This is a genomic window from Streptococcus mitis (genome assembly GCF_016658865.1).
GTDB classification, from domain to species: domain Bacteria; phylum Bacillota; class Bacilli; order Lactobacillales; family Streptococcaceae; genus Streptococcus; species Streptococcus mitis_BT.
Map to the genome: position 1 here is coordinate 20,001 of NZ_CP067992.1, position 24,986 is coordinate 44,986.

Here is a 24,986-nt window from a genome sequence, read left to right on the forward strand (position 1 = left end):
ACGGTTTTCTTGGTTTGAATAGATATTCAATTTTGAGTAGGTATTACTCAGAGTTAAGTGACGATAGCCTAGGAGATACACCTGTACCCATGCCGAACACAGAAGTTAAGCCCTAGAACGCCGGAAGTAGTTGGGGGTTGCCCCCTGTGAGATATGGAAGTCGCTTAGCTTTAATCCGCCATAGCTCAGTTGGTAGTAGCGCATGACTGTTAATCATGATGTCGTAGGTTCGAGTCCTACTGGCGGAGTAGTTAATTAAGAGAGGTTTAGTCCTCTTTTTTTATTTTCGTGAACATAAAAATAGGCTCTCTGTCAACTGTAGTGGATTGAAGAAAAGGTAATATCTAGAAAGGACAAATTTAGTCCTTTCTTTTTTGATGTTTAGAGCGATGAAAATCCTTTTTTGAAGTTTTCAAAGTGTTGACGATTTTATATTTGTCCTTGAGAAAGATTTTAAAAACAGTCTGAAAAATCTAACTTTTGGGGTGTTTTTATTATGAAATTAACATATGATGATAAAGTTCAGATCTATGAACTTAGAAAACAAGGCTATAGCTTATAGAAGCTTTCAAATAAATTTGGGATAAACAATTCTAATCTTAGGTATATGATTAAATTGATAGATCGTTACGGAATAGAGTTCGTCAAAAAAGGAAAAAATCGTTACTATTCTCCTGATTTAAAACAAGAGATCATTGATAAAGTTCTTCTTGAGGGGCATTCACAAATTAGGGCGTCTCTGGATTATGCTCTTCTAAGTAGTGGATTACTTTCGAATTGGCTGGCACAATATAAGAAAAACGGGTATACTATTGTTGAGAAAACAAGAGGGAGAGTACCTAAAATGGGACGTAAGCCAAAAAAGAGACCTGAAGAGAGGACAGAATTAGAACGTCTTCAAGCAGAAAATGACTACCTGAGAGCGGAGAATGCCATTCTAAAAAAGTTGAGAGAACTCCGATTGAAGGAAAAAAAAAAGAGAAAGAAGAAAGACCGAAATTGTTCAAGAATTAATGACTGAGTTTTCGTTAGATATTCTTCTAAAAGCCATTAAACTAGCTCGTTCGACTTACTACTATCACTTGAAACAGCTAGACAAACCAGATAAGGACCAAGAGCTTAAAGCTGAAATTCAATCTATTTTTATCGAACACAAGGGAAATTATGGTTATCGTCGGATTCATTTAGAACTAAGAAATCGTGGTTATCTGGTAAATCAGAAAAGAGTTCAACGCTTGATGAAAGTACTCAATTTACAAGCTAAAATGCGACAGAAACGAAAATATTCTTCTCATGGTAAGAAGGCAGATAATCTCATTCAACGTCAATTTGAAGGCTCTAAAACAATGGAAAAGTGCTACACAGATGTGACAGAATTTGCCATTCCAGCAAGTACTCAAAAGCTTTACTTATCACCAGTTTTAGATGGCTTTAATAGCGAAATTATTGCCTATAATCTTTCAACTTCACCCAACTTAACACAAGTAAAAACCATGTTGGAACAGGCATTCACAGAGAAGCACTACGAGAATACGATTCTCCATAGTGATCAAGGCTGGCAATATCAACATGATTCTTATCATCGGTTCCTAGAGAGTAAGGGAATTCAAGCATCCATGTCGCGCAAGGGTAACAGCCCAGACAACGGTATGATGGAGTCCTTCTTTGGGATTCTGAAATCGGAGATGTTTTACGGTTATGAGAAGTCGTTTCAGTCGCTTAAGCAATTGGAACAAGCCATTGTAGACTATATTGATTACTACAACAACAAACGAATTAAGGTAAAACTAAAAGGACTTAGCCCTGTGCAATACAGATTGGGGTCAGTACAATCTGATGCTATGCGTTTTTCTTAATTTAAGATTTTTGCCTCAGTCTCTTTTAGTATTTAACACAGTTAATAAGATCTATAATAGTCTAATTTAGGTAGTAAATTTGTTCCTATTCTGTCAACTTTTCCTATTTGTTATCTTTTTGAGGTTGGTTTTTAAGCAATTCAGGAATTGATAGTGAATGTGTAAAATTTTTTGTTAGAATAAGCTTATAAAAAGTAAAGGGGTATAGGCTTATGTTACAAGAGATTTATGAGCAGATGACGGATTTTTATAGAAATATTGAAGAAGAGTATGGTATGTCCTTCGGTGATAATTTTGATTGGGAACATGTTCATTTTAAGTTTTTGATTTATTATCTTGTCCGATATCGTATTGTGCGCCATCGGGATTTTATTGTTTACCATTATCGTGTTGCTTATCGTTTTTATCTTGAAAAGATGGTAATGAATCGGGGTTTTATTTCTTGTTGAGGTAATTTTAGTAAATTTCCGAACAAACTTACTTTTTCATGGCAATATAACAATAAATAGCTGGTAATTTTTCTAAATCATTTTTTAATAGTTGGAAATAGCAAATCTTTCTATTGTTTCTTCTTGATAAAAAGGCGATTTTTTCTTATAATAAATTGTAAGATATAATTGCAGGTGAGATTCCTGCCATGTATGTGAGAAAGGAAGAGCCTGAGGGCTCAGACAAGATTATGACTTCAGTTGTTGTTGTAGGTACCCAATGGGGTGATGAAGGTAAAGGGAAGATTACAGACTTCCTTTCAGCGAATGCAGAAGTGATTGCACGTTACCAAGGTGGTGATAATGCAGGTCACACGATTGTGATTGATGGTAAGAAATTTAAGTTGCACTTGATTCCATCTGGGATTTTCTTCCCTGAAAAAATCTCTGTTATCGGGAACGGTATGGTTGTAAATCCTAAATCTCTTGTGAAAGAGTTGAGCTATCTTCATGAGGAAGGTGTAACAACTGATAATTTGCGTATTTCTGATCGTGCGCATGTTATTTTGCCTTATCATATCGAGTTGGATCGTTTGCAAGAAGAAGCTAAAGGTGACAATAAGATTGGGACTACAATTAAGGGAATTGGTCCAGCTTATATGGACAAGGCTGCTCGTGTGGGAATTCGTATCGCAGATCTTTTGGATAAAGATATTTTCCGTGAGCGTTTAGAACGTAACCTTGCTGAAAAGAATCGTCTCTTTGAAAAATTGTATGATAGTAAAGCGATTGCTTTCGATGATATTTTTGAAGAATATTACGAATATGGGCAACAAATCAAGAAATATGTGACCGATACATCTGTCATTTTGAATGATGCACTTGATAACGGTAAACGTGTGCTTTTTGAAGGTGCACAAGGTGTTATGCTAGATATTGACCAAGGGACCTATCCATTTGTTACGTCATCAAACCCTGTGGCTGGTGGTGTTACGATTGGTTCAGGTGTTGGTCCAAGTAAGATTGACAAGGTTGTAGGTGTATGTAAGGCTTATACGAGTCGTGTAGGAGACGGTCCATTCCCAACTGAGTTGTTTGATGAAGTGGGAGAACGTATCCGTGAAGTGGGTCATGAATATGGTACAACAACTGGTCGTCCACGTCGTGTGGGTTGGTTTGACTCAGTTGTGATGCGTCATAGCCGCCGTGTTTCTGGTATTACGAACCTTTCATTGAACTCTATCGATGTTTTGAGTGGTTTGGATACTGTGAAAATCTGTGTGGCTTATGATCTTGATGGTCAACGTATTGACTACTATCCAGCTAGTCTTGAGCAATTGAAACGTTGCAAGCCTATCTATGAAGAGTTGCCAGGTTGGTCAGAAGATATTACCGGAGTTCGTAATTTGGAAGATCTTCCTGAGAATGCGCGTAACTACGTTCGTCGTGTGAGTGAATTGGTTGGCGTTCGTATTTCTACTTTCTCAGTAGGTCCTGGTCGTGAACAAACAAATATTTTAGAAAGTGTTTGGTCCTAAGAGATTTTTAAGATTTGTTTAAGATAGGTCGGGTATACTATAGACAGTTACAAGAAGACCTCCTAACTTGTTGTAACAAATATCCTAAACTTTTCTTTTTCATAATAATCTCCCTATAGAGTCACCGCATTCGGTGGCTTTTTTTGTCTTGGGATTCATGATATAATAATAAAATCGATAAGTAGTAAAAGGGAAATTGATGAATTATACAGTTGAAGAAAAAGAAGTCTTTATGAGGGAAGCTTTGAGAGAGGCTGAGATTGCTCTTGAACACGATGAAATTCCAATTGGTTGTGTGATTGTCAAGGACGGAGAAATCATTGGTCGCGGGCATAATGCGCGTGAAGAGTTGCAACGAGCTGTAATGCATGCGGAAATTATGGCTATAGAGAATGCGAATCTGAGTGAGGTGAGCTGGCGCTTGCTGGATTGCACGCTTTTTGTGACCATTGAGCCTTGTGTCATGTGTAGTGGGGCAATTGGACTCGCCCGTATTCCAAACGTGGTCTATGGGGCTAAAAACCAGAAATTTGGCGCTGCTGGGAGTTTGTACGATATCTTGACAGATGAGCGTCTCAATCATCGTGTGGAGGTTGAAACGGGAATTTTGGAAGATGAATGCGCAGCTATTATGCAGGACTTTTTTAGAAATAGACGGAAAAAATAATTTTGCTTTTAAAATGAATAGGAATGTGATATAATAAATAGTGGAGCAACAGTTCTGCGTGAAGCGGGTCAGGGGAGGAATCCAGCAGCCCTAAGCGATTTGAATTGTGTGCTCTTTTTTTCGTGCTTTTTCCGAATAAATAAGATAGAATAATCTAGAATAAATGATAATAGAAAAGAGAAGATGATGAAAATTCGTGGTTTTGAATTGGTTTCGACTTTTACAGATAAAAATTTATTGCCCAAGCGTGAGACGGCGCATGCGGCTGGTTACGACTTAAAGGTTGCTGTGCGTACGGTTATTGCGCCAGGAGAGATTGTCTTGGTTCCGACAGGGGTTAAGGCCTATATGCAGCCGACTGAGGTTCTTTACCTTTATGATCGTTCTTCAAACCCTCGTAAAAAGGGCTTGGTTTTAATTAATTCAGTTGGGGTCATTGATGGGGATTATTATGGAAATCCTGGGAATGAAGGGCATATTTTTGCTCAGATGAAGAATATCACAGACCAAGAGGTTGTTCTTGAAGTTGGAGAACGTGTTGTCCAGGCTGTCTTTGCTCCTTTCTTAATTGCAGATGGAGATGCGGCAGACGGCGTGCGGACTGGTGGATTTGGATCGACTGGGCACTAGAATGAAGATTATCTTTGTACGTCACGGGGAGCCAGATTATTGTGAGTTAGAGGAGCGTTCTTATACGGGATTTGGGATAGATTTGGCGCCCTTGTCTGAGAAGGGACGGCAACAAGCCCAGAAACTGAGCAAAAATCCCTTGCTTCCTTCAGCTGAAATAATCGTATCTTCTGCAGTCACAAGATCTTTAGAAACGGCTTCTTATGTGGCTTGTGTTACTGGACTTCCTTTGAGAGTGGAGCCATTATTGCATGAATGGCAGGTCTATGAAAGTGGCACAGATAATTTTGAAAAAGCTCGTACTATGTTTCTAGAAAATAAGGGGGAGTTACTTCCTAATAGTCCTATTCAATATGAGACAGCTACGGATATGAAGTCTCGTTTTCTAGAATGTATGGCTAAGTATCGAGATTACCAGACCGTGATAGTGGTAACTCACGGAATGCTCATGAGCCAGTTTGTGCCAAATGAGAAGATTGATTTTTGCCAAGTGATTGAGTGTGAGTTAGAGATATAGAAAGAGGTTTATCATCGCAAAGAAAAAAGCGACATTTGTGTGTCAAAATTGTGAATATAATTCGCCTAAGTATCTAGGACGTTGTCCTAACTGTGGGTCTTGGTCTTCTTTTGTAGAAGAGGTTGAGGTTGCCGAGGTCAAGAATGCGCGTGTGTCCTTGACAGGTGAGAAAACCAAGCCCATGAAACTGGCTGAGGTGACTTCCATCAATGTCAATCGAACTAAGACAGAGATGGAGGAATTTAACCGTGTACTTGGAGGCGGAGTGGTACCAGGAAGTCTCGTCCTCATCGGTGGGGATCCTGGAATCGGGAAATCAACGCTTCTACTACAAGTCTCAACCCAGTTGTCCCAAGTGGGAACGGTTCTCTACGTCAGTGGGGAGGAGTCTGCCCAGCAGATTAAACTACGTGCAGAGCGTTTGGGTGATATTGATAGCGAGTTTTATCTCTATGCAGAGACCAATATGCAGAGTGTTCGAGCTGAGGTAGAAAGAATCCAGCCAAACTTCCTCATTATTGACTCTATCCAGACCATTATGTCTCCTGAGATTTCAGGGGTACAGGGGTCTGTTTCTCAGGTGCGTGAGGTGACTGCTGAACTTATGCAATTAGCGAAGACTAATAACATTGCTATCTTTATCGTCGGCCATGTGACCAAGGAAGGAACCTTGGCTGGTCCACGTATGTTGGAGCATATGGTGGATACAGTGCTTTACTTTGAAGGGGAGCGTCACCATACCTTTCGTATTTTGAGAGCGGTCAAAAATCGTTTTGGTTCTACCAATGAAATTGGGATTTTTGAGATGCAGTCGGGTGGCTTGGTTGAAGTCCTCAATCCGAGTCAAGTTTTCCTAGAAGAGCGTTTGGATGGAGCGACTGGCTCATCAATCGTTGTGACCATGGAAGGGACGCGTCCGATTTTAGCAGAGGTTCAGGCCTTGGTGACGCCAACCATGTTTGGAAATGCCAAGCGCACGACCACAGGTCTGGACTTCAATCGTGCGAGTCTGATTATGGCTGTTTTGGAAAAGCGTGCAGGGCTTCTCTTGCAAAATCAGGATGCCTATCTCAAATCTGCTGGTGGTGTCAAATTGGATGAACCTGCCATTGACTTAGCCGTCGCTGTTGCTATTGCTTCGAGCTACAAGGACAAGCCAACCAACCCTCAGGAATGTTTTGTGGGAGAACTTGGTTTGACGGGAGAAATTCGGCGCGTGAATCGTATCGAGCAGCGTATTAATGAAGCTGCTAAACTGGGCTTTACTAAGATTTATGTACCCAAAAATTCCTTGACAGGAATCACTCCACCTAAGGAAATTCAGGTTATTGGGGTGACAACGATTCAGGAAGTCTTGAAAAAGGTATTCTCCTAATAGTTATGGTCAGCTTTAGATGACTAATTATTTTATTGCTAACATTTATTAAAACAAGGAGGAATTTCTTATGAAATTTTCTATGGACAGTCATATGCAATTTCCTTTGGTAGAGTTGTCACTCAATCAAGGAGAAACCGTCTATATCCAGCGAGGTAGTATGGTTTACCACACGCCTAACGTAAGTCTCAATACCCAGCTCAATGCTAGCGGTTCAGGTTTGGGACGTTTTGTTAAAGCTGTAGGACGTTCAATGGTTTCTGGTGAAAGCACCTTCATTACTCAAGCTGTAGCAGAGTCTGATAACGGGAACCTTGCTCTAGCACCAGATACTCCTGGGCAAGTAATTGCTCTTGAACTAGGTGAAAAACAATATCGACTGAATGATGGGGTTTTTCTAGCTCTTGATGGTACAGCTTCCTATACTATGGAGAGTCAGTCTATTGGTAAAGCTCTGTTCGGAGGGCAAGGCGGTCTCTTTGTGATGACTACCCAAGGCCAGGGAACTCTCTTGGTCAATGCTTTTGGCTCTATCAAGAAAATTGAGCTACAAAACCAAGAAATAACCATTGACAATGCCCATGTGGTGGCTTGGAGTCAATCTTTGGACTATAATATCCACTTAGAAAATAGCTTCTGGCAGTCTATTGGTACAGGCGAAGGAGTGGTGAATACCTTCCGAGGAACTGGTGAGGTCTACGTACAAAGTCTCAATCTTCAGAGCTTTGCAGGATCGCTCAATAAGTATATCCAAAAAGGTTCATAAAAATAAAACTAGGACAGAAGCCCAAGCTAGAAGCTGGATGTCTCTGTCCCAGTTTTTTTATATGAAGGTTGACAACTGACAAGACAAAGAAAAGATGGTAAGATAGGATATAAATAATTTGGTGTTCAAATTATCTGATAGACTAGAAAGTGAGTTGTCATGTCCTATTTTGAAAATTTTTTAAAAGCCAATCAAGCCTATGTAGAACTGCATGGAGATCTTCATTTATCAATCAAACCAAAGACCAAGGTTGCAATCGTAACTTGTATGGACTCGCGTTTACACGTTGCGCCAGCTCTTGGGTTGGCTCTGGGAGATGCTCATATTTTGCGGAATGCTGGAGGGCGAGTGACAGATGATATTATTCGCTCGCTTGTGATTTCCCAGCAACAAATGGGGACAAGGGAAATTGTGGTGCTCCATCATACAGACTGTGGTGCACAGACATTTGAAAATGGTCCTTTTCAGGAGTATTTGAAAAAAGAACTAGGAGTGGATGTTTCTGACAAGGACTTTTTGCCTTTTCAAGACATTGATGAAAGTGTTCGTGAGGATATGAGATTGCTGCAGGAAACTCCTCTAATCCCAGATGATGTTGTTATTTCAGGTGCGGTTTACGATGTGGATACAGGAAGGATGACAGTCGTAGAATTATAAATACTTCATTTAGAAAGAAAGTGTATGAAGAAAAACAGCATTTTATTTATTTTTATCTTATTGCTATGTATTGGTTTACAGTATGAAACCATCTACTATACGGATGGTTCGATGTCAGGTGCGGAATATGGACTAATGGGAGTTTCTATCTTTCTAGCTCTCTTTTACATGATTCCAGCTCTTTATTTCCTTTTCCGTATTGGGAAAAAATGGGAATTGCCAAAGAAGGCCTTGATCTTGTCTTTATTGGGTGGGATGTTCCTTTCAGGCTGGTTGTCTAGCTTTGCTAATACCTATATCCATGATTTATTGGAGGTTCTTTTCCCAGATAGTGCATTTTTAAATGCCTTTGAAAGTGCGATTGTGGCTCCTTTGGTAGAAGAACCCTTGAAATTGTTGCCACTTGTCTTTGTTTTAGCTTTGATTCCTGTGCGAAAATTAAAATCTTTGTTTTTACTAGGGATTGCTTCTGGTTTGGGATTTCAAATGATTGAGGATATTGGCTACATTCGTACGGATTTGCCAGAGGGATTTGACTTTACTATTTCGAGAATTTTAGAGCGTATCATCTCAGGGATTGCCTCTCACTGGACTTTTTCAGGTTTGGCTGTAGTAGGTATTTACTTGCTTTACAGAGCCTATAAAGGGCAGAAGGTTGGCAAGAAACAGGGGCTTATTTTCCTAGGTTTAGCCTTGGGAACTCATTTCTTGTTTAACTCTCCTTTTGTGGAGTTGGAGACAGAGTTGCCTTTAGTGATTCCAGTGGTTACGGCTATGACTCTCTATGGTTTTTATCAGGCTTATCGCTTTGTTGAGAAGCACAATGAGTTGATGAACTAGAATATTTTTTAAAAGAATGATGCAAGGGTACAAATATGGTGCCCTTCTTTTATTTTTGATTGAAAAATAGTGCAAAAAGCGCTACAATGGTAGATGGAAAAATCTTGTGAAAAGCACAAGCGATACATATATACCGGAGGAAATCATGTCTTTTTCTGATTTAAAGCTGTTTGCCCTTTCTTCTAATCAAGAATTGGCAAAACGTGTAGCGCAGGAGATTGGGATAGAGTTGGGGAAATCAAGTGTTCGCCAATTTTCAGATGGAGAGATTCAGGTCAACATCGAAGAATCAATCCGTGGGAAACACGTTTTTATCCTACAATCAACTAGCTCGCCTGTAAATGACAATCTGCTTGAAATTTTGATTATGGTGGATGCTTTGAAGCGTGCCAGTGCAGAATCTGTGAATGTTGTTATGCCTTACTATGGGTATGCACGTCAGGATAGAAAGGCGAGAGCGCGTGAGCCAATCACTTCAAAACTTGTCGCAAATATGCTTGAAGTAGCTGGAGTGGATCGTTTATTGACCATCGACTTGCATGCTGCGCAGATTCAAGGATTCTTTGATATTCCTGTGGATCATTTGATGGGGGCTCCTCTGATTGCGGATTATTTTGAGCGTCGTGGTATGGTTGGTTCTGACTATGTGGTTGTCAGCCCAGACCATGGAGGGGTGACTCGTGCCCGTAAGTTGGCAGAATTTTTGAAAACATCTATTGCTATTATTGATAAACGTCGTAGCGTTGATAAGATGAATACTAGTGAAGTCATGAACATCATCGGTAAGGTCGAAGGCAAGACTTGTATTTTGATTGATGATATGATTGATACAGCTGGAACGATTTGTCACGCGGCAGATGCCCTTGCAGAAGCTGGTGCTGTTGAAGTCTATGCGAGCTGTACGCACCCAGTTCTTTCTGGTCCTGCTATGAACAATATCCAAAAATCAGCTATTAAGAAATTGGTTGTTTTGGATACCATCTATCTCCCAGAAGAGCGTTTGATCGATAAGATTGAGCAGATTTCAATCGCTCATTTATTGGGGGATGCTATCGTACGTATTCATGAAAAACGCCCACTTTCTCCACTTTTTAGTATTGAGAAAAAGATTTAAGTTTTCACTTAGAATAAAACATACTCCTAGCAGGAGTGAACTGCTAGGAGCTTTTTTGTAGCCAAAATCTGCAAGCCTTTTCAAAATATGCTATACTGATGAAAAAGGAGGATTTCTATGAGTCAAGAATTTATCAATCCAAGTGATGGTGTGATTCGTCAGTATCTCGCAACGAGTAAAACCCTTGCTGTAGTGGGGTTGTCAGATCGTGAGGAAACAACTAGCAATCGAGTGACCAAGGAAATGCAGGCTCGGGGTTATAAAATCATCCCAGTCAATCCCAAGGTAGAAGGTGGTGAAATCTTGGGTGAAAAGGCTTATGCTAGCCTAGCAGAGATTCCTTTTCCTGTAGATATTGTTAATGTTTACCGGCGCAGTGAGTTTTTGCCAGATGTGGCGCGTGATTTTCTCAAGGCTAATGCCAAGATTTTTTGGGCACAGCTAGGACTTGAAAGTCTAGAAGCGGAAGAAATCTTGCGTGCTGGTGGATGTGATGATATCGTGATGAATCGTTGTATTAAGAGAGAGCATACACGCTTGATTGAGGAAGCATAAGAAAAAGGTAGCTGGTGGGCTACCTTTTGTGTTAGAAAATGCCGATAAGGGTCTGCATACCAAGACTAGTAAGGATGATGGCAATCCAACAGATGGCTCCAAGAACAATTGATTTTCCGCTGGATTTGACCATAGCTATCAGATTGGTTTTGAGCCCGATAGCACTCATAGCCATGATAATGAGGGATTTGGAAAGCTGTTTGAGAGGGGTAAAGAAACTACTGGACACACCGAGAGAGGTCAGTAGGGTGGTTAGGAGAGATGCAAGGATAAAGTAAAGGATAAAAAGTGGGAAGACTTTTTTTAGTTGCAATCCTTGCTTATTTTTTTGCTCGCGACTTTGCCAGTAGGAGAGAAAGAGAGTGATGGGGATAATAGCCAGAGTCCGCGTAAGTTTGACAATGGTTGCAGATTCGAGGGTATTGGTCTGGTAGAGACTGTCCCAGGCGCTGGCTGTGGCGGTTACAGAGGAAGTGTCATTGACCGCAGTCCCTGCAAAGAGGGCGAAGCCGTCATTGGATAGATGAAGCCAGGTACCTAGGGTTGGAAAGATGAGCGCAGCCAAGACATTGAAGAAAAAGATAACGGAAATGGCTTGGGCTACTTCCTTTTCCTTGGCATGGATAACGGACGCTGTCGCTGCAATGGCAGAGCCCCCACAGATAGAAGAACCCACTCCAATCAAGGTAGCCAGTTTTGTGTCCAGTGCAAAGAAGCGCTGGAAGAGGTAGGCAACAATCAAGGCTATTGAAATGGTGGACAGGATGACAGGGAGTGAAGATTGTCCGACTGCGAAGACTTGCGAGATATTGAGACCAAAACCAAGCAAGATAACGGCATACTGGAGCAATTTTTTAGAACTAAAGGTCAATCCCGCATCCAGTTGTTTATAAGGCGAGAGAAAGGGGTGTAGGAGCATTCCCATAAAAATCGCAAAAACAGGCGCGCCAATCACAGGGAAGAATCCTCCTAAGTACCAAGATACGATTGAAATGAGAAGGCAGGCCAAGATGCCTGCTCCATTTTTTGATAGAAATGACATAAAAACCTCCAAATAGAATCTGTTACCATTATAGACCTGTAAACAGGAAAAGTAAAATAGAAAGTGGAAAGCTATTCTATCATGTATTTTTGCGGTCGGGGGGCTTTTGTAGTATAATAGAGATACGTTTTGAAAGTGGGAGGTATCTATGGACTTAACTAAGCGCTTTAATAAACAGTTAGATAAGATTCAAGTTTCGTTGATTCGTCAGTTTGATCAGGCTATTTCTGAGATTCCTGGGGTCTTGCGTTTGACCTTGGGGGAACCTGATTTTACAACGCCAGATCATGTCAAGGAGGCGGCTAAGCGAGCGATTGACCAGAACCAATCCTACTATACAGGGATGAGTGGTCTGCTGACTTTACGTCAGGCAGCTAGTGATTTTGTTAAGGAAAAGTACCAACTGGACTATGCTCCTGAAAATGAAATCTTGGTTACAATTGGGGCGACAGAGGCTTTATCTGCTACTTTGACAGCTATTTTGGAAGAGGGAGACAAGGTGCTCTTGCCAGCTCCTGCCTATCCAGGCTATGAACCGATTGTCAATCTAGTTGGGGCAGAGATTGTTGAGATTGACACGACTGAAAATGGTTTTGTCTTGACTCCTGAGATGTTGGAAAAGGCCATTTTGGAGCAGGGTGACAAGCTCAAGGCGGTTATTCTCAACTATCCAGCCAACCCGACAGGAATTACCTATAGTCGGGAGCAGTTGGAGGCCTTAGCAGCTGTTTTACGCAAGTATGAGATTTTCGTTGTCTGTGATGAGGTTTACTCAGAATTGACTTATACAGGGGAAGCCCATGTGTCTCTAGGAACTATGTTGAGAGACCAGGCTATCATTATCAATGGTTTGTCTAAATCGCATGCTATGACAGGTTGGCGTTTGGGGCTGATTTTCGCTCCTGCAGCCTTTACAGCCCAGTTAATCAAGAGTCACCAGTACTTGGTGACTGCCGCAAATACCATGGCGCAACACGCTGCGGTGGAAGCCTTGACGGCTGGTAAAAATGATGCCGAACCTATGAAGAAGGAATACATCCAGCGTCGTGATTATATTATCGAGAAAATGACTGCTCTTGGTTTTGAGATTATCAAACCAGACGGGGCCTTCTATATCTTTGCTAAGATTCCAGCGGGCTACAATCAAGATTCCTTTGCCTTTTTGAAGGATTTTGCTCAGAAGAAAGCCGTTGCCTTTATCCCTGGCGCTGCCTTTGGGCGTTACGGGGAAGGCTATGTTCGCCTGTCTTATGCAGCCAGCATGGAGACTATCAAAGAAGCCATGAAACGACTTGAGGAGTACATGAGAGAAGCATGATTCAGTCTATCACGAGTCAAGGCTTGGTGCTCTACAATCGTAACTTTCGTGAGGATGATAAGCTAGTCAAGATTTTTACGGAGCAGGCTGGCAAGCGCATGTTTTTTGTTAAACACGCTGGTCAGTCTAAGCTAGCTCCTGTTATTCAGCCCTTGGTGCTGGCACGATTTCTCTTGCGAATCAATGATGACGGGCTCAGCTACATTGAGGACTATCATGAGGTGATGACTTTTCCCAAGATTAATAGCGATCTCTTTGTCATGGCTTATGCGACCTACGTGGCGGCTCTTGCGGATGCTAGTTTGCAGGACAATCAGCAGGATGCTCCCTTGTTTGCTTTTTTGCAAAAGACTTTGGAGTTGATGGAAGAGGGCTTGGATTATCAAATTTTGACTAATATTTTTGAAATTCAAATCTTGACTCGATTTGGTATTAGTCTCAATTTTAATGAGTGTGTCTTTTGTCATCGGGTTGGTCAGGCTTTTGACTTTTCTTTCAAATATGGAGCCTGCCTCTGTCCAGAGCATTATCATGAGGATGAGAGACGTTGCCATCTCAATCCCAATATCCCTTATCTGCTCAATCAATTTCAAGCCATTGATTTTGAGACCTTGGAGACCATTTCGCTCAAGCCTGAAATCAAGCAAGAGCTACGACAATTTATGGATCAGCTCTACGAAGAGTACGTGGGGATTCACCTAAAATCAAAGAAATTTATTGATTCCCTAGCAGACTGGGGACAATTACTAAAAGAGGAAAACAAATGAAAAAAATCGCAGTAGATGCCATGGGGGGCGATTATGCACCTCAAGCCATCGTTGAGGGGGTCAATCAAGCCCTGGCTGACTTTTCAGATATTGAGGTTCAACTCTACGGAGATGAAAGCAAAATCAAGCAATATCTGACAGCGACAGAGCGTGTTAGCATTATCCATACGGATGAGAAGATTGATTCAGACGATGAACCTACGAGAGCTATTCGGAAGAAAAAAAATGCCAGTATGGTCTTGGCGGCCAAGGCTGTCAAAGAAGGAGAAGCAGACGCTGTCCTCTCAGCTGGGAATACAGGTGCTTTGTTGGCTGCTGGATTCTTCATCGTGGGTCGTATCAAGAATATCGACCGTCCTGGACTTATGTCGACCTTGCCGACTGTAGATGGGAAGGGTTTTGACATGCTAGACCTCGGTGCCAATGCGGAAAATACAGCCCAGCATCTCCATCAATACGCTGTTCTGGGTTCCTTCTATGCCAAAAATGTCCGCGGCATTGCGCAACCACGTGTTGGCTTGCTTAACAACGGGACAGAGAGTAGTAAGGGCGACCCGCTTCGTAAGGAAACTTATGAATTACTGGCGGCTGATGAAAGTTTGAATTTTATCGGAAACGTGGAAGCGCGTGATTTGATGAATGGCGTTGCGGATGTTGTTGTGTCAGATGGTTTCACGGGAAACGCTGTCCTCAAATCTATCGAAGGGACAGCCATGGGAATCATGGGCTTGCTCAAGACCGCTATTACAGGTGGTGGGCTTCGAGCGAAACTAGGCGCCCTCCTTCTCAAGGACAGTCTCAGAGGTTTGAAAAAACAGCTCAACTATTCAGATGTTAGTGGAGCAGTCTTGTTTGGTGTCAAGGCACCTGTTGTCAAGACTCATGGCTCAAGTGATGCCAAGGCTGTCTATAGTACGATCCGTCAGATTCGTACCATGCTAGAAACAGACGTAGTTGCCCAGACTGCGCATGAATTTTCAGGAGAATAAAAGAGATGACAGAAAAAGAAATTTTTGACCGTATTGTGACCATTATCCAAGAGCGACAGGGAGAGGACTTTGTAGTGACAGAATCCTTGAGTCTGAAAGACGATTTGGATGCTGATTCAGTTGACTTGATGGAGTTTATCTTGACGCTGGAAGATGAATTTAATATCGAAATCAGTGATGAGGAAATTGATCAACTCCAAAGTGTAGGAGATGTGGTTAAGATTATTCAAGGAAAATAAAGAGGCCTTTTGTCAACTGTAGTGGGTTGAAGAAAAGCTAGGATCGAGACTCTGGGATAAAAAGTTCTCAGTCACAAAAAAAGCTAGAGAGTTCCAATTGGACTTAGCCTGGTGGCGTGATCACCAAACGACGCAAGCTCTCTTTGAGTTGACCAAGGAGCATCACCAGCATGTTTATGGAGATCAAGGAATTTTGAATCACTACTTCAAGGATGCTTGGCTTCGCCTGCCTTTGACCTATAACCTTCAAGTGGGATCGGATAAGGATCAGCATCAGTATGGGGACTTGGCCTTGTATGATGAGTTTCCAGGTCTTCCAGCAGTTATTCATTATACATCTCACAATAAACCCTGGACAGCCAATCGTTTCAATCATTTTAGAGAGATTTGGTGGTTCTATTATGCTTTATCTTGGGAAGATGCCTTATTCCACTTGGGAAAAATGTAGAGGATAACTTCCTAATGTACAAGCTCTTGCTTAAGGCTGAGCGTGTTATTCATACAGAGAAGTGTATCTACTGGTATCGGGTCGGAAGAGAGGACACCTTATCCCAGGTCTGGAATGAGAAGCGCGTCCTGGATGAAATGGAAGCAAAAAATGAAAAGCTGGATCTTTTAGGAATGATGGGATATGATCTGACTTTGCATAGCTATATCTACAAGACAAGGTTGAAGCGAGCGATTGAAAAGCTTGAAGAAGCCCAGCTACAAGAAACAGAAACCTATAAATGTGCCCGTATAAACTTAGGTTTGTTGGAGCCCTAGATTCTTAGTTAGTGGGCTCCTTTTTAGAAAGGATTCTTATGCTAGTTATTGCACCAGAAAATAATAGAGAGTTGAAAAAAGTCAGAAAGCTACTGGCTATCTTGGGGCAGTCTTATCAGATCCTGTTTACCAATTTGGAAACAGATTTGGGGCTAGGTGAAGATAGTTTGGCTTCCCTCTTGACCTATACAGATCCCAGCTCTAGGGAGGGGCAGCCCCTCTTTTTTAATGACTTACCTGTTCCTGATTATTGGGAGCCATGGACTATGGGGATTACGACCTATATTTTTGATGGTCAGAAACGAAGAGGAAATATAATCTTACGAAAAGATATCCAATCACGAACCGTAGAGTATGTGGAGTGGCTGGGTGAGGGGGATACTGTTCTGACTATTGAAGATTACAATCGTTATGGTTGGAGAAGCCGTAAACGACTGTTGGAAGAAGACGGACAAACCTACCTGGAAATTTACTATAATCGAAATCAGGAAGAGGTCTTGCATCATTTTGTCAAAAAGGGGTATTTCCTCTATCAGAAAAAGTCTGGTCTAGATCAGCTTTATGCCAATGAGGAGGAGTTGAGACGATCTCTATTCGAAAAGGTCCTTTCTGGTCAGGAACCCCTTATATGTTTGGATTCGAAGGTAGTTCCCCTCCTACAAGAACTTGGAAAGGAAGACTTGATTTTTTGCAGTCCTCATCAAGAGAATTTAAGTGACCTTCAAAAACAAGTCAAGCAGATACTCATCTTGAATTACTATGCTCCTGAAGATCGAAAAGCGGACCTTCAATATGTGGCTGGATTGGTTGATTCTGGGACAATTACCTTTCAAACTAAGGCTTTGATCATGACAGCATCAGAAGAAGTGGAAAGCTTGGCCTACTTGGTAGAAAGTCTTCCCGGAGTGGACTTTCATGTTGCAGCCCTAACCAACATGGGACCTAAATTAACCAATTTAAGCTCTATTCCTAATCTTCATCTCCATCCGAATTGCTCAGAGGAGCGTTTTCAGGAGTTATTGGCAAGCTGCTCGCTATATTTGGATGTGAACCATGGTAGGGAAGTTTCAGCAGCCTCTATGAGAGCAATTGAAAGTGGGCAGTTAATTCTTGGATTAAACACGACTGTTCATTATGAGGTTTACAAAAAATTACCAACTGTCCTCGCATCCAGCGATTTATTACTAGAAAAGATCAAAGATGTGTTGCAATCACCAGAAGAGTTTACTAATCGGATTGAGGAACAAAGAGTCGTCTTGCAATTGGCTAAGAAAGAAGACCTGCTTGCATTCTTCAATTGTCGAGGGGAGGAAGCCAAATGACCATTTATACCTTTAATCTCTTGGTGGGATATGAACCAAATGGGGTAGATGTGGCTCAGGCTTCTCGGGCAATTATGCTTCGTCAGTTGCAGGAGCCAGCACGATTTGTCTTTACGACCTGGCCTAGTCCTCAGAAGTTAGCCTATTATCTCTCACTTGGCCACAAGGATGAAGAACTCTTATACGCCTATCTCAGCTTTACAGATCAAGAAATCAGTGTTCCTTCTGTCACAGTCGAGGCTCTACAAACGGACTTTCAGCTAACGCGACTAGATTTGGTGAAAAAGACGGAGACTGAGGCCCATTACCAGATTTCTAATGAACAATCACTGGTTTTTACTTTAGATCCTTATCATCAAGGCTGTGTTCGCTATGTTGATTATCTAGTGAGAGGATCTATGGTAAAACGGGAGTGGTATGGAGCTAAAAAAATAGTTACAGAGTACTTTGTAGATGGGGTCATCGTTCGACGAACCTATCACCATCAAAATGGCAGAGTAGCTTTTCAGGAAATCAAGCAGGGAAAAGACTGGTTTTATCAAATGGGAAGGGAAATCTTATTGACCCAAACTCAAGTGTTGGAACGTTTTCTTGATCGACTTGATTTAGGGAAGGAGGATATTCTCTTTCTTGATCGAGCATCCTTAATGGACTTTTCCCGTCCTATTCTTGAGCAAAAGACTTCTGCTCGCTTAGGGTTTGTCTTTCACTCGGAGCATGAATTTTTGAATGGTTCTCTTAATTATGAGTACTATTATGTATTTAAATATATGCAACGCTTTGACTTCCTGCTAACAGCAACAGAACTTCAAAAAGAGGTCTTATTAGAAACCTTTAAAAAGCAAGGTATAGATGTACTTCCTATTTATGTAATTCCTGTTGGACATTTGGATCAGTTACAGCAACCATCGTCCCCTCGCCAACCTCTGAGCTTGATGACAGCCTCTCGTCTGGATCCTCGTAAACGAATTGATTTAGCCATTAGGGCGGTTGCTTTGGCCCATCAAAGGGTACCCGCTTTGCAATTTCATATCTTTGGTAAAGGAGAAGAGGAACCTACTTTGCGACAGCTTATCCAAGATCTTCATGCGGATGATTATATCTTGCTTCAAGGGTATGCAGATTTAGAGTCTCTCTATCCTCAGTATCAAGTTTATGTCACGACTTCCCAGTGGGAAACCTTTGGTTTAACCCTGATGGAAGCCATTGGTTCGGGGTTGGTCTTACTTGGTTTTGATGCTCGTTATGGTAATCCAACCTTCATTCAGGATGGAAAAAATGGCTATCTAGTTCCATATGGTGTGGATAGAAATGAAGAAGAATTGGTTGCTGACATGGCAGAGAAGCTCGTTTTTATCTTAGAAAATGACTTGAAGTCTATGCACCGGACTTCTTATGATCTCGCAAGGAACTATTTGAGAGAAAGGATTGTTCAAGCTTGGCGTCAAGTGCTCGACGAACTGAGGGAGAACCTTTAAAGCCCTGAATACTAAGTGAATGAGTCTGATTTCTGCAGGGTGAAAAACTCGGCTCTTTGTCAACTGTAGTGGGTTGAAGAAAAGCTAAGATCTAGAAAGGACAAATTTCGTCCTTTCTTTTTTGATGTTCAGAGCGATAAAAATCCGTTTTTTGAAGTTTTCAAAGTTCCTGAAACCAAATGTATTTCGTTTGATAAGTTTGATGAGATTATTGGTCACTTCCAGTTTGGCGTTGGAATAGTGTAACTGAAGGGAATTAAGGATTTTCTCTTTGTCCTTAAGAGAGGTTTTAAAGATAGTCTGAAAGAAAAGATGAACCTTCTTTAGATTGTCCTCAATGAGTCCGAAAAATTTGTCAGACTCTTTATTCTGAAAGTGGAAAAGCAAGAGCTGATAGCACTTGAATCAACGCTTTTTAAGAAGAATTCTAGTAGGCATACCAGTCGTTTCGAGGTAAGGGACCTTAGACGGTTTTTGAAAATCATATTTCTTCATTTGGCTTCTGCAATCAGGGCAAGATGGAGCCTCATAATCCAGTTTAGCGATGATTTCCTTGTGGGTATCCTTATTAACAACATCCACAAATTGGATATTAGGGTCTTTAATATCGAGTAGTTGTGTGATAAAATGTAATGGTTCCATATGAATCTTTCTAATGCGTTGTTTTGTCGCTTTTCATGATAGGTCATATGGGACTTTTTTCTACACAAAAATAGGCTTCATAATATACAGATAGGATTTACTCACTACAAATCGTATAGAGCCATAATAAGCACCCTGATGTATATTATCAACCAATGACTCTTGATATGACAAAAATGATTGTTGAGTATATATAGGAGTTCCAAGGCACTTGCTTTGGAATTTTTTCTTTGGTTCAAGCGACCGTTTAGGAACAGATTTAGTCTTTCTAGGGACAGGAGAAATCTGAGGAGGGGATATAATGAAATTAGAAAAATCATACTCTTCGAAAATCTCTTCAAACCACGTCAGCGTCGCCTTGGTATAGGTATGGTTACTGACTTCGTCAGTTCTATCCACAACCTCAAAACAGTGTTTTGAGCAACCTGCGGCTAGCTTCCTAGTTTGCTCTTTGATTTTCATTGAGTATGAGGTGTTTATTTGGAGTTTTACATGTATTTTTTGATAAAATATGATAAAATAGGTATAGAAATTAGGAGAGTTGAAGAAAAGAAATGAAGAAGGTTTTAGGATATGTTTTAGTATTTGTTTTTCTATTTTTGATGAATATTTTCATCTTTAAGATACTAGCAACTCTGGGATTTCAGCTGACAATGAGTGAAAAGAGTTATATTGTTCCACCGCTGTTTTCGCTTATCGTTTTATATATGATTGACAAAAGAATTAGGAAGAAAAAGAAATAAATATATATATATTTTAGGCATGACGTTTGTTCTGCCTATTTTTTTATCCCAAAAGTGCATTTGGGAGGTAGATAGGCGCATTTGGGGAGGAAGTCCAGTTTTTGTTTAGGGATTGGGGTAAGATAGGTATTATCAGATGAGTTTAGAAAAAAGGAGATGAATATGAAATTTGGGAAACGTCACTATCGTCCGCAGGTGGATCAGATGGACTGCGGTGTAGCTTCATTAGCCATGGTTTTTGGCTACTATGGTAGTTATTATTCTTTGGCTCACTTGCGAGAATTGGCCAAGACAACCATGGATGGGACAACGGCTTTGGGCTTGGTCAAGGTGGCAGAGGAAATTGGTTTTGAGACGCGAGCAATTAAGGCGGATATGACGCTCTTTGACTTGCCAGATTTGGCTTTTCCTTTTGTTGCCCATGTGCTTAAGGAAGGGAAATTGCTCCACTACTATGTGGTGACTGGGCAGGATAAGGATAGCATTCATATTGCCGATCCGGATCCTGGGGTGAAATTGACCAAACTGTCACGTGAGCGTTTTGCGGAAGAATGGACAGGAGTGACTCTTTTTATGGCACCTAGTCCAGACTACAAGCCTCATAAGGATCAAAAGAATGGTCTGCTCTCTTTTATCCCTATATTAGTGAAGCAGCGTGGCTTGATTGCTAATATCGTTTTGGCAACACTCTTGGTAACCTTGATTAACATTGTGGGTTCTTATTATCTGCAGTCTATCATTGATACCTATGTGCCAGATCAGATGCGTTCGACGCTTGGGATTATTTCTATTGGGCTGGTTATCGTCTATATTCTCCAGCAAATCTTGTCTTACGCTCAGGAGTATCTCTTACTTGTTTTGGGGCAACGCTTGTCTATTGATGTGATTTTGTCCTATATCAAGCATGTTTTTCACCTGCCTATGTCCTTTTTTGCGACACGTCGTACAGGGGAAATCGTGTCTCGTTTCACGGATGCTAACAGTATCATTGATGCGCTGGCTTCGACCATTCTTTCGATTTTCCTAGATGTATCAACGGTTGTCATTATTTCCCTTGTTTTATTTTCACAAAATACCAATCTCTTTTTCATGACTTTATTGGCGCTCCCTATCTACACAGTGATTATCTTTGCCTTCATGAAGCCGTTTGAAAAGATGAATCGGGATACCATGGAAGCCAATGCGGTTCTGTCTTCTTCTATCATTGAGGACATCAATGGTATTGAAACTATCAAGTCCTTGACCAGTGAAAGTCAGCGTTACCAAAAGATTGACAAGGAATTTGTGGATTATCTGAAAAAATCCTTTACCTATAGTCGAGCAGAGAGTCAGCAAAAGGCTCTGAAAAAGGTTGCCCATCTCTTGCTCAATGTCGGCATTCTCTGGATGGGGGCTGTTCTGGTCATGGATGGCAAGATGAGTTTGGGGCAGTTGATTACCTATAATACCTTGCTGGTTTACTTTACTAATCCTTTGGAGAATATCATCAACCTGCAAACTAAGCTTCAGACAGCGCAGGTTGCCAATAACCGTCTAAATGAGGTTTATCTGGTAGCTTCTGAGTTTGATGAGAAGAAAACAGTTGAGGATCTGAGCTTGATGAAGGGAGATATGACCTTCAAGCAGGTTCATTACAAGTATGGCTATGGTCGAGATGTCTTGTCAGATATCAATTTGACTATTCCCAAAGGCTCTAAGGTGGCTTTTGTGGGGATTTCGGGGTCAGGTAAGACGACCTTAGCTAAGATGATGGTTAATTTTTACGACCCAAGTCAAGGAGAGATTAGTCTGGGTGGTGTCAATCTCAATCAGATTGATAAAAAAGCCCTGCGCCAGTATATCAACTATCTGCCTCAACAGCCCTATGTCTTTAATGGAACGATTTTGGACAATCTTCTCCTTGGAGCCAAGGAGGGGACGACACAGGAAGATATCTTACGGGCGGTCGAATTGGCAGAGATTCGGGAGGATATCGAGCGTATGCCCCTGAATTACCAGACAGAATTGACTTCGGATGGGGCAGGAATTTCAGGTGGTCAACGTCAGAGAATCGCTCTGGCGCGTGCTCTCTTGACAGATGCGCCTGTCTTGATTTTGGATGAGGCGACCAGCAGTTTGGATATTTTGACAGAGAAGCGAATTGTAGATAATCTCATGGCTTTAGATAAGACCTTGATTTTCATCGCCCACCGCTTGAGCATTGCTGAGCGGACAGAGAAGGTGGTTGTTTTGGATCAGGGCAAGATTGTTGAAGAAGGAAATCATGCTGATTTACTTGCACAGGGTGGCTTTTACGCCCATTTGGTGAATAGCTAGAAAGAGGAGAGGATGAAACCAGAATTTTTAGAAAGTGCGGAGTTTTATAATCGTCGTTACCATAATTTTTCCAGTCGGGTGATTGTCCCCATGTCCCTTCTGCTCGTGTTTTTGCTTGGTTTTGCAACTTTGGCAGAGAAGGAGATGAGTTTGTCTACTAGAGCTACTATTGAGCCTAGTCGTATCCTTGCAAATATCCAGTCAACTAGCAATAATCGCATTCTTGTCAATCATTTGGAAGAAAATAAGCTGGTTAAAAAGGGAGAACTGTTGGTTCAATATCAAGAAGGGGCAGAGGGTGTCCAAGCGGAGGCCTATGCTAGTCAGTTGGACATGCTTAAGGATCAAAAAAAGCAATTGGAGTATTTGCAAAAAAGTCTGCAAGAAGGGGAGAACCACTTTCCAGAGGAGGATAAATTTGGCTACCAAGCCACCTTTCGCGACTACATCAGTCAAGCAAGCAGTCTTAGGGCTAGTACATCGCAACAAAATGAGACCATCGCGTCCCAGAATGCAGCAGCTAGTCAAACCCAAGCTGAAATCGGCAACCTCATCAGCCAAACAGAGGCTAAAATTCGCGATTACCAGACAGCTAAGTCAGCTATGGAAACAGGTGCTTCCTTGGCCAGTCAGAATCTAGCCTATTCTCTCTACCAGTCTTACAAGTCTCAGGGCGAGGAAAATCCGCAAGCTAAGGCCCAGGCTGTTGCGCAAGTTGAAGCGCAGCTTTCTCAGTTAGAATCTAGTCTCGCTACTTACCGCGTCCAGTATGCAGGTTCAGGTACCCAGCAAGCCTATGCGTCTGGTTTAGGCAGTCAATTGGAGTCCCTTAAATCCCAACATTTGGCTAAGGTTGGTCAGGAATTGACCCTTCTAGAGCAGAAAATCTTGGAGGCAGAGTCAGGTAAGAAGGTACAGGGAAATCTTTTAGACAAGGGGAAAATTATGGCGAGTGAGGATGGGGTGCTTCACCTTAATCCTGAGACCAGTGATTCTACCATGGTAGCAGAAGGTGCCTTACTAGCCCAACTCTATCCGGCCTTGGAAAAAGAAGGGAAAGCCAAACTAACAGCTTATCTTAGTTCAAAGGATGTAGCAAGGATCAAGGTCGGTGATTCTGTTCGCTATACTACGACTCATGATGCCAAGAATCAAATTTTCCTAGATTCTACTATTACAAGTATTGATGCGACAGCTACCAAGACTGAAAAAGGGAATTTCTTTAAAATCGAGGTGGAGACTAATCTAACTTCGGAGCAGGCTGAAAAACTTCGGTACGGGGTGGAAGGTCGTCTGCAGATGATTACGGGCAAGAAAAGTTACCTACGTTATTATTTGGATCAATTTTTGAACAAAGAGTAATGTTCGTGTTTTTAGAGTTAAATGATTTTAAAACTGTGAGAAAGATTCTTCTTGCAGTTTTTTCTTTATGATTTTTGAAGTTACTACGTCATTTATTCGGTTAAATTCTTGTAATTTTAGGTTTTTTATGGTAGAATGTGCTCAAGTAATACGAAAGGCGAACTTTAAAATGTCAAAACAATTAATCTATTCGGGAAAAGCTAAAGATATCTATACAACTGAGGATGAAAATCTTATTATTTCAACTTACAAGGACCAGGCGACTGCTTTCAATGGTGTCAAGAAGGAGCAGATTGCAGGTAAGGGAGTGTTGAATAATCAGATCTCATCTTTTATTTTTGAGAAATTAAATGCGGCTGGTGTGGCGACTCACTTTGTGGAGAAGCTTTCAGACACGGAACAACTCAATAAAAAGGTTAAGATTATTCCTTTAGAAGTCGTGCTTCGCAACTACACGGCTGGTTCCTTTTCAAAACGTTTTGGCGTTGATGAAGGAATCGCCTTGGAGACTCCGATTGTCGAATTTTACTACAAAAATGATGATTTGGATGATCCATTTATCAATGATGAGCATGTGAAATTCCTAAAGATTACGGATGACCAGCAGATTGCCTACTTGAAGGAAGAAACTCGTCGAATCAATGAACTTTTGAAAGCCTGGTTTGCTGAGATTGGGCTTAAGTTGATTGACTTTAAGCTAGAGTTCGGTTTTGATAAGGATGGCAAGATTATCTTAGCAGACGAATTTTCACCAGATAACTGTCGCTTGTGGGATGCGGATGGCAACCACATGGATAAGGATGTTTTCCGTAGAGGATTGGGAGAACTAACAGACGTTTACGAAGTTGTCTGGGAGAAGTTGCAAGGGTTGAAATAATCTGTTTGCAACGGAAAACCTTCGTCTCTCAACTAAAAGGACTCAGGTTGAAAAGGTCCCCCAGACCTTTTCAATCCGTAGAGGATTGGGAGAGCTAATAGACGTTTACGAGATTGTTTGGGAAAAGTTGCAAGAATTGAAATAACAACCTCAAGGTCGTTGGAACATTGTAAGAGCTGAAAT

24 protein-coding genes, 1 tRNA gene, 1 rRNA gene, 1 other RNA gene and 3 pseudogenes are annotated in these 24,986 nt (G+C 41.4%); 27 read left to right on the forward strand and 3 right to left on the reverse strand.

Translation table 11 applies throughout. From position 1 onward, the window contains the following. Positions 1-53: 53 nt before the first annotated feature. Both rrf and JJN14_RS00095 read left to right on the forward strand, forming a co-directional pair. Positions 54-169 (forward strand): 5S ribosomal RNA (rrf, locus tag JJN14_RS00090). A 5-nt stretch (positions 170-174) separates the two neighbouring features. Further along, positions 175-248: transfer RNA gene (locus JJN14_RS00095), tRNA-Asn, on the forward strand. Between the two features lie 95 nt (positions 249-343). Here the strand turns inward: JJN14_RS00095 and JJN14_RS00100 are convergent. Beyond that, positions 344-473 (reverse strand): annotated as a pseudogene (locus tag JJN14_RS00100) (ISL3 family transposase); the annotation flags it as partial. Between the two features lie 23 nt (positions 474-496). Between JJN14_RS00100 and JJN14_RS00105 the strand changes: the two are divergent. The 13 genes and pseudogenes from JJN14_RS00105 to JJN14_RS00165 all read left to right on the forward strand — a co-directional run bounded on the left by JJN14_RS00105 (position 497) and on the right by JJN14_RS00165 (position 10,943). Further along, positions 497-1,856 (forward strand): annotated as a pseudogene (locus JJN14_RS00105) (IS3 family transposase). A 212-nt stretch (positions 1,857-2,068) separates the two neighbouring features. Further along, positions 2,069-2,305, forward strand: coding sequence for a sigma(X)-activator ComW (comW, locus tag JJN14_RS00110; protein ID WP_201058582.1), 237 nt, complete (start codon positions 2,069-2,071; stop codon positions 2,303-2,305). 230 nt (positions 2,306-2,535) lie between these two features. Next, positions 2,536-3,822, forward strand: a complete 1,287-nt coding sequence (locus tag JJN14_RS00115) for an adenylosuccinate synthase (RefSeq protein WP_001832534.1) — start codon at positions 2,536-2,538, stop codon at positions 3,820-3,822. A 199-nt stretch (positions 3,823-4,021) separates the two neighbouring features. Continuing rightward, complete coding sequence (gene tadA, locus JJN14_RS00120; protein WP_201058583.1) at positions 4,022-4,489, forward strand: tRNA adenosine(34) deaminase TadA; 468 nt, start codon at positions 4,022-4,024, stop codon at positions 4,487-4,489. Positions 4,490-4,521: 32 nt separating this feature from the next. Then, positions 4,522-4,619: signal recognition particle sRNA small type (gene ffs / locus JJN14_RS00125), an RNA gene on the forward strand. 56 nt (positions 4,620-4,675) lie between these two features. Beyond that, a complete protein-coding gene (locus JJN14_RS00130; protein WP_084926802.1) occupies positions 4,676-5,119 on the forward strand; it encodes a dUTP diphosphatase in 444 nt (147 codons plus the stop codon). Further along, a complete protein-coding gene (locus tag JJN14_RS00135) occupies positions 5,070-5,636 on the forward strand; it encodes a histidine phosphatase family protein (RefSeq protein ID WP_201058584.1) in 567 nt (188 codons plus the stop codon). The genes JJN14_RS00130 and JJN14_RS00135 overlap by 50 nt, the downstream gene beginning before the upstream one ends. A 37-nt stretch (positions 5,637-5,673) precedes the next feature. After that, positions 5,674-7,011, forward strand: a complete 1,338-nt coding sequence (gene radA, locus JJN14_RS00140; protein ID WP_236253694.1) for a DNA repair protein RadA — start codon at positions 5,674-5,676, stop codon at positions 7,009-7,011. A 70-nt stretch (positions 7,012-7,081) separates the two neighbouring features. After that, on the forward strand, positions 7,082-7,777 hold the full coding sequence (locus JJN14_RS00145) for a TIGR00266 family protein (protein WP_201058585.1): 696 nt from the start codon (positions 7,082-7,084) through the stop codon (positions 7,775-7,777). 159 nt (positions 7,778-7,936) lie between these two features. Further along, complete coding sequence (locus tag JJN14_RS00150) at positions 7,937-8,434, forward strand: beta-class carbonic anhydrase (protein WP_201058586.1); 498 nt, start codon at positions 7,937-7,939, stop codon at positions 8,432-8,434. A gap of 24 nt (positions 8,435-8,458) precedes the next feature. Further along, positions 8,459-9,274, forward strand: a complete 816-nt coding sequence (locus tag JJN14_RS00155) for a PrsW family intramembrane metalloprotease (protein WP_201058587.1) — start codon at positions 8,459-8,461, stop codon at positions 9,272-9,274. Positions 9,275-9,419: 145 nt separating this feature from the next. Further along, a complete protein-coding gene (locus tag JJN14_RS00160) occupies positions 9,420-10,388 on the forward strand; it encodes a ribose-phosphate diphosphokinase (protein ID WP_201058588.1) in 969 nt (322 codons plus the stop codon). A 117-nt stretch (positions 10,389-10,505) separates the two neighbouring features. Continuing rightward, a complete protein-coding gene (locus JJN14_RS00165; RefSeq protein ID WP_201058589.1) occupies positions 10,506-10,943 on the forward strand; it encodes a CoA-binding protein in 438 nt (145 codons plus the stop codon). A 31-nt stretch (positions 10,944-10,974) separates the two neighbouring features. On the opposite strand, the gene JJN14_RS00170 is transcribed toward JJN14_RS00165, so the two are convergent. Further along, entirely contained in the window at positions 10,975-11,985 is a 1,011-nt protein-coding gene (locus JJN14_RS00170; protein ID WP_201058590.1) for a YeiH family protein, read from the reverse strand. Between the two features lie 148 nt (positions 11,986-12,133). On the opposite strand from JJN14_RS00170, the gene JJN14_RS00175 reads away from it, so the two are divergent. The 8 genes from JJN14_RS00175 (at position 12,134) to JJN14_RS00210 (ending at position 18,863) form a co-directional block, all read left to right on the forward strand. Further along, on the forward strand, positions 12,134-13,303 hold the full coding sequence (locus JJN14_RS00175; RefSeq protein WP_000366342.1) for a pyridoxal phosphate-dependent aminotransferase: 1,170 nt from the start codon (positions 12,134-12,136) through the stop codon (positions 13,301-13,303). Continuing rightward, complete coding sequence (recO, locus tag JJN14_RS00180) at positions 13,300-14,070, forward strand: DNA repair protein RecO (protein ID WP_201058591.1); 771 nt, start codon at positions 13,300-13,302, stop codon at positions 14,068-14,070. Before JJN14_RS00175 ends, recO begins: the two co-directional genes overlap by 4 nt. Further along, positions 14,067-15,059 carry a phosphate acyltransferase PlsX gene (gene plsX / locus JJN14_RS00185; protein WP_201058592.1) on the forward strand — a complete coding sequence of 331 codons (993 nt, stop codon included), beginning with the start codon at positions 14,067-14,069 and terminating at the stop codon, positions 15,057-15,059. Before recO ends, plsX begins: the two co-directional genes overlap by 4 nt. Positions 15,060-15,064: 5 nt before the next feature. After that, positions 15,065-15,298, forward strand: coding sequence for an acyl carrier protein (locus JJN14_RS00190; protein WP_000136446.1), 234 nt, complete (start codon positions 15,065-15,067; stop codon positions 15,296-15,298). Between the two features lie 97 nt (positions 15,299-15,395). Continuing rightward, a complete protein-coding gene (locus JJN14_RS00195; RefSeq protein ID WP_201058593.1) occupies positions 15,396-15,746 on the forward strand; it encodes a glycosyltransferase in 351 nt (116 codons plus the stop codon). Positions 15,747-15,760: 14 nt separating this feature from the next. Next, positions 15,761-16,063 carry a hypothetical protein gene (locus JJN14_RS00200; RefSeq protein WP_236253695.1) on the forward strand — a complete coding sequence of 101 codons (303 nt, stop codon included), beginning with the start codon at positions 15,761-15,763 and terminating at the stop codon, positions 16,061-16,063. Positions 16,064-16,101: 38 nt separating this feature from the next. Beyond that, complete coding sequence (locus JJN14_RS00205; protein ID WP_201058594.1) at positions 16,102-17,385, forward strand: accessory Sec system glycosyltransferase GtfB; 1,284 nt, start codon at positions 16,102-16,104, stop codon at positions 17,383-17,385. Continuing rightward, entirely contained in the window at positions 17,382-18,863 is a 1,482-nt protein-coding gene (locus JJN14_RS00210; RefSeq protein WP_201058595.1) for a glycosyltransferase, read from the forward strand. Before JJN14_RS00205 ends, JJN14_RS00210 begins: the two co-directional genes overlap by 4 nt. 84 nt (positions 18,864-18,947) lie before the next feature. Here the strand turns inward: JJN14_RS00210 and JJN14_RS00215 are convergent. Continuing rightward, positions 18,948-19,505: pseudogene (locus tag JJN14_RS00215) on the reverse strand (transposase). A gap of 554 nt (positions 19,506-20,059) precedes the next feature. Here JJN14_RS00215 and JJN14_RS10005 point away from each other — a divergent pair. The 4 genes from JJN14_RS10005 (at position 20,060) to purC (ending at position 24,803) form a co-directional block, all read left to right on the forward strand. Further along, positions 20,060-20,248: a hypothetical protein gene (locus JJN14_RS10005; protein ID WP_236253696.1), complete on the forward strand. Its 189-nt coding sequence runs from the start codon at positions 20,060-20,062 to the stop codon at positions 20,246-20,248. A gap of 162 nt (positions 20,249-20,410) precedes the next feature. Then, positions 20,411-22,564: a peptide cleavage/export ABC transporter ComA gene (gene comA / locus JJN14_RS00220; protein ID WP_201058596.1), complete on the forward strand. Its 2,154-nt coding sequence runs from the start codon at positions 20,411-20,413 to the stop codon at positions 22,562-22,564. A 12-nt stretch (positions 22,565-22,576) separates the two neighbouring features. Continuing rightward, positions 22,577-23,926 carry a competence pheromone export protein ComB gene (gene comB, locus JJN14_RS00225; protein WP_201058597.1) on the forward strand — a complete coding sequence of 450 codons (1,350 nt, stop codon included), beginning with the start codon at positions 22,577-22,579 and terminating at the stop codon, positions 23,924-23,926. Positions 23,927-24,095: 169 nt separating this feature from the next. Continuing rightward, entirely contained in the window at positions 24,096-24,803 is a 708-nt protein-coding gene (purC, locus tag JJN14_RS00230; RefSeq protein WP_201058598.1) for a phosphoribosylaminoimidazolesuccinocarboxamide synthase, read from the forward strand. Positions 24,804-24,986: the final 183 nt, after the last annotated feature.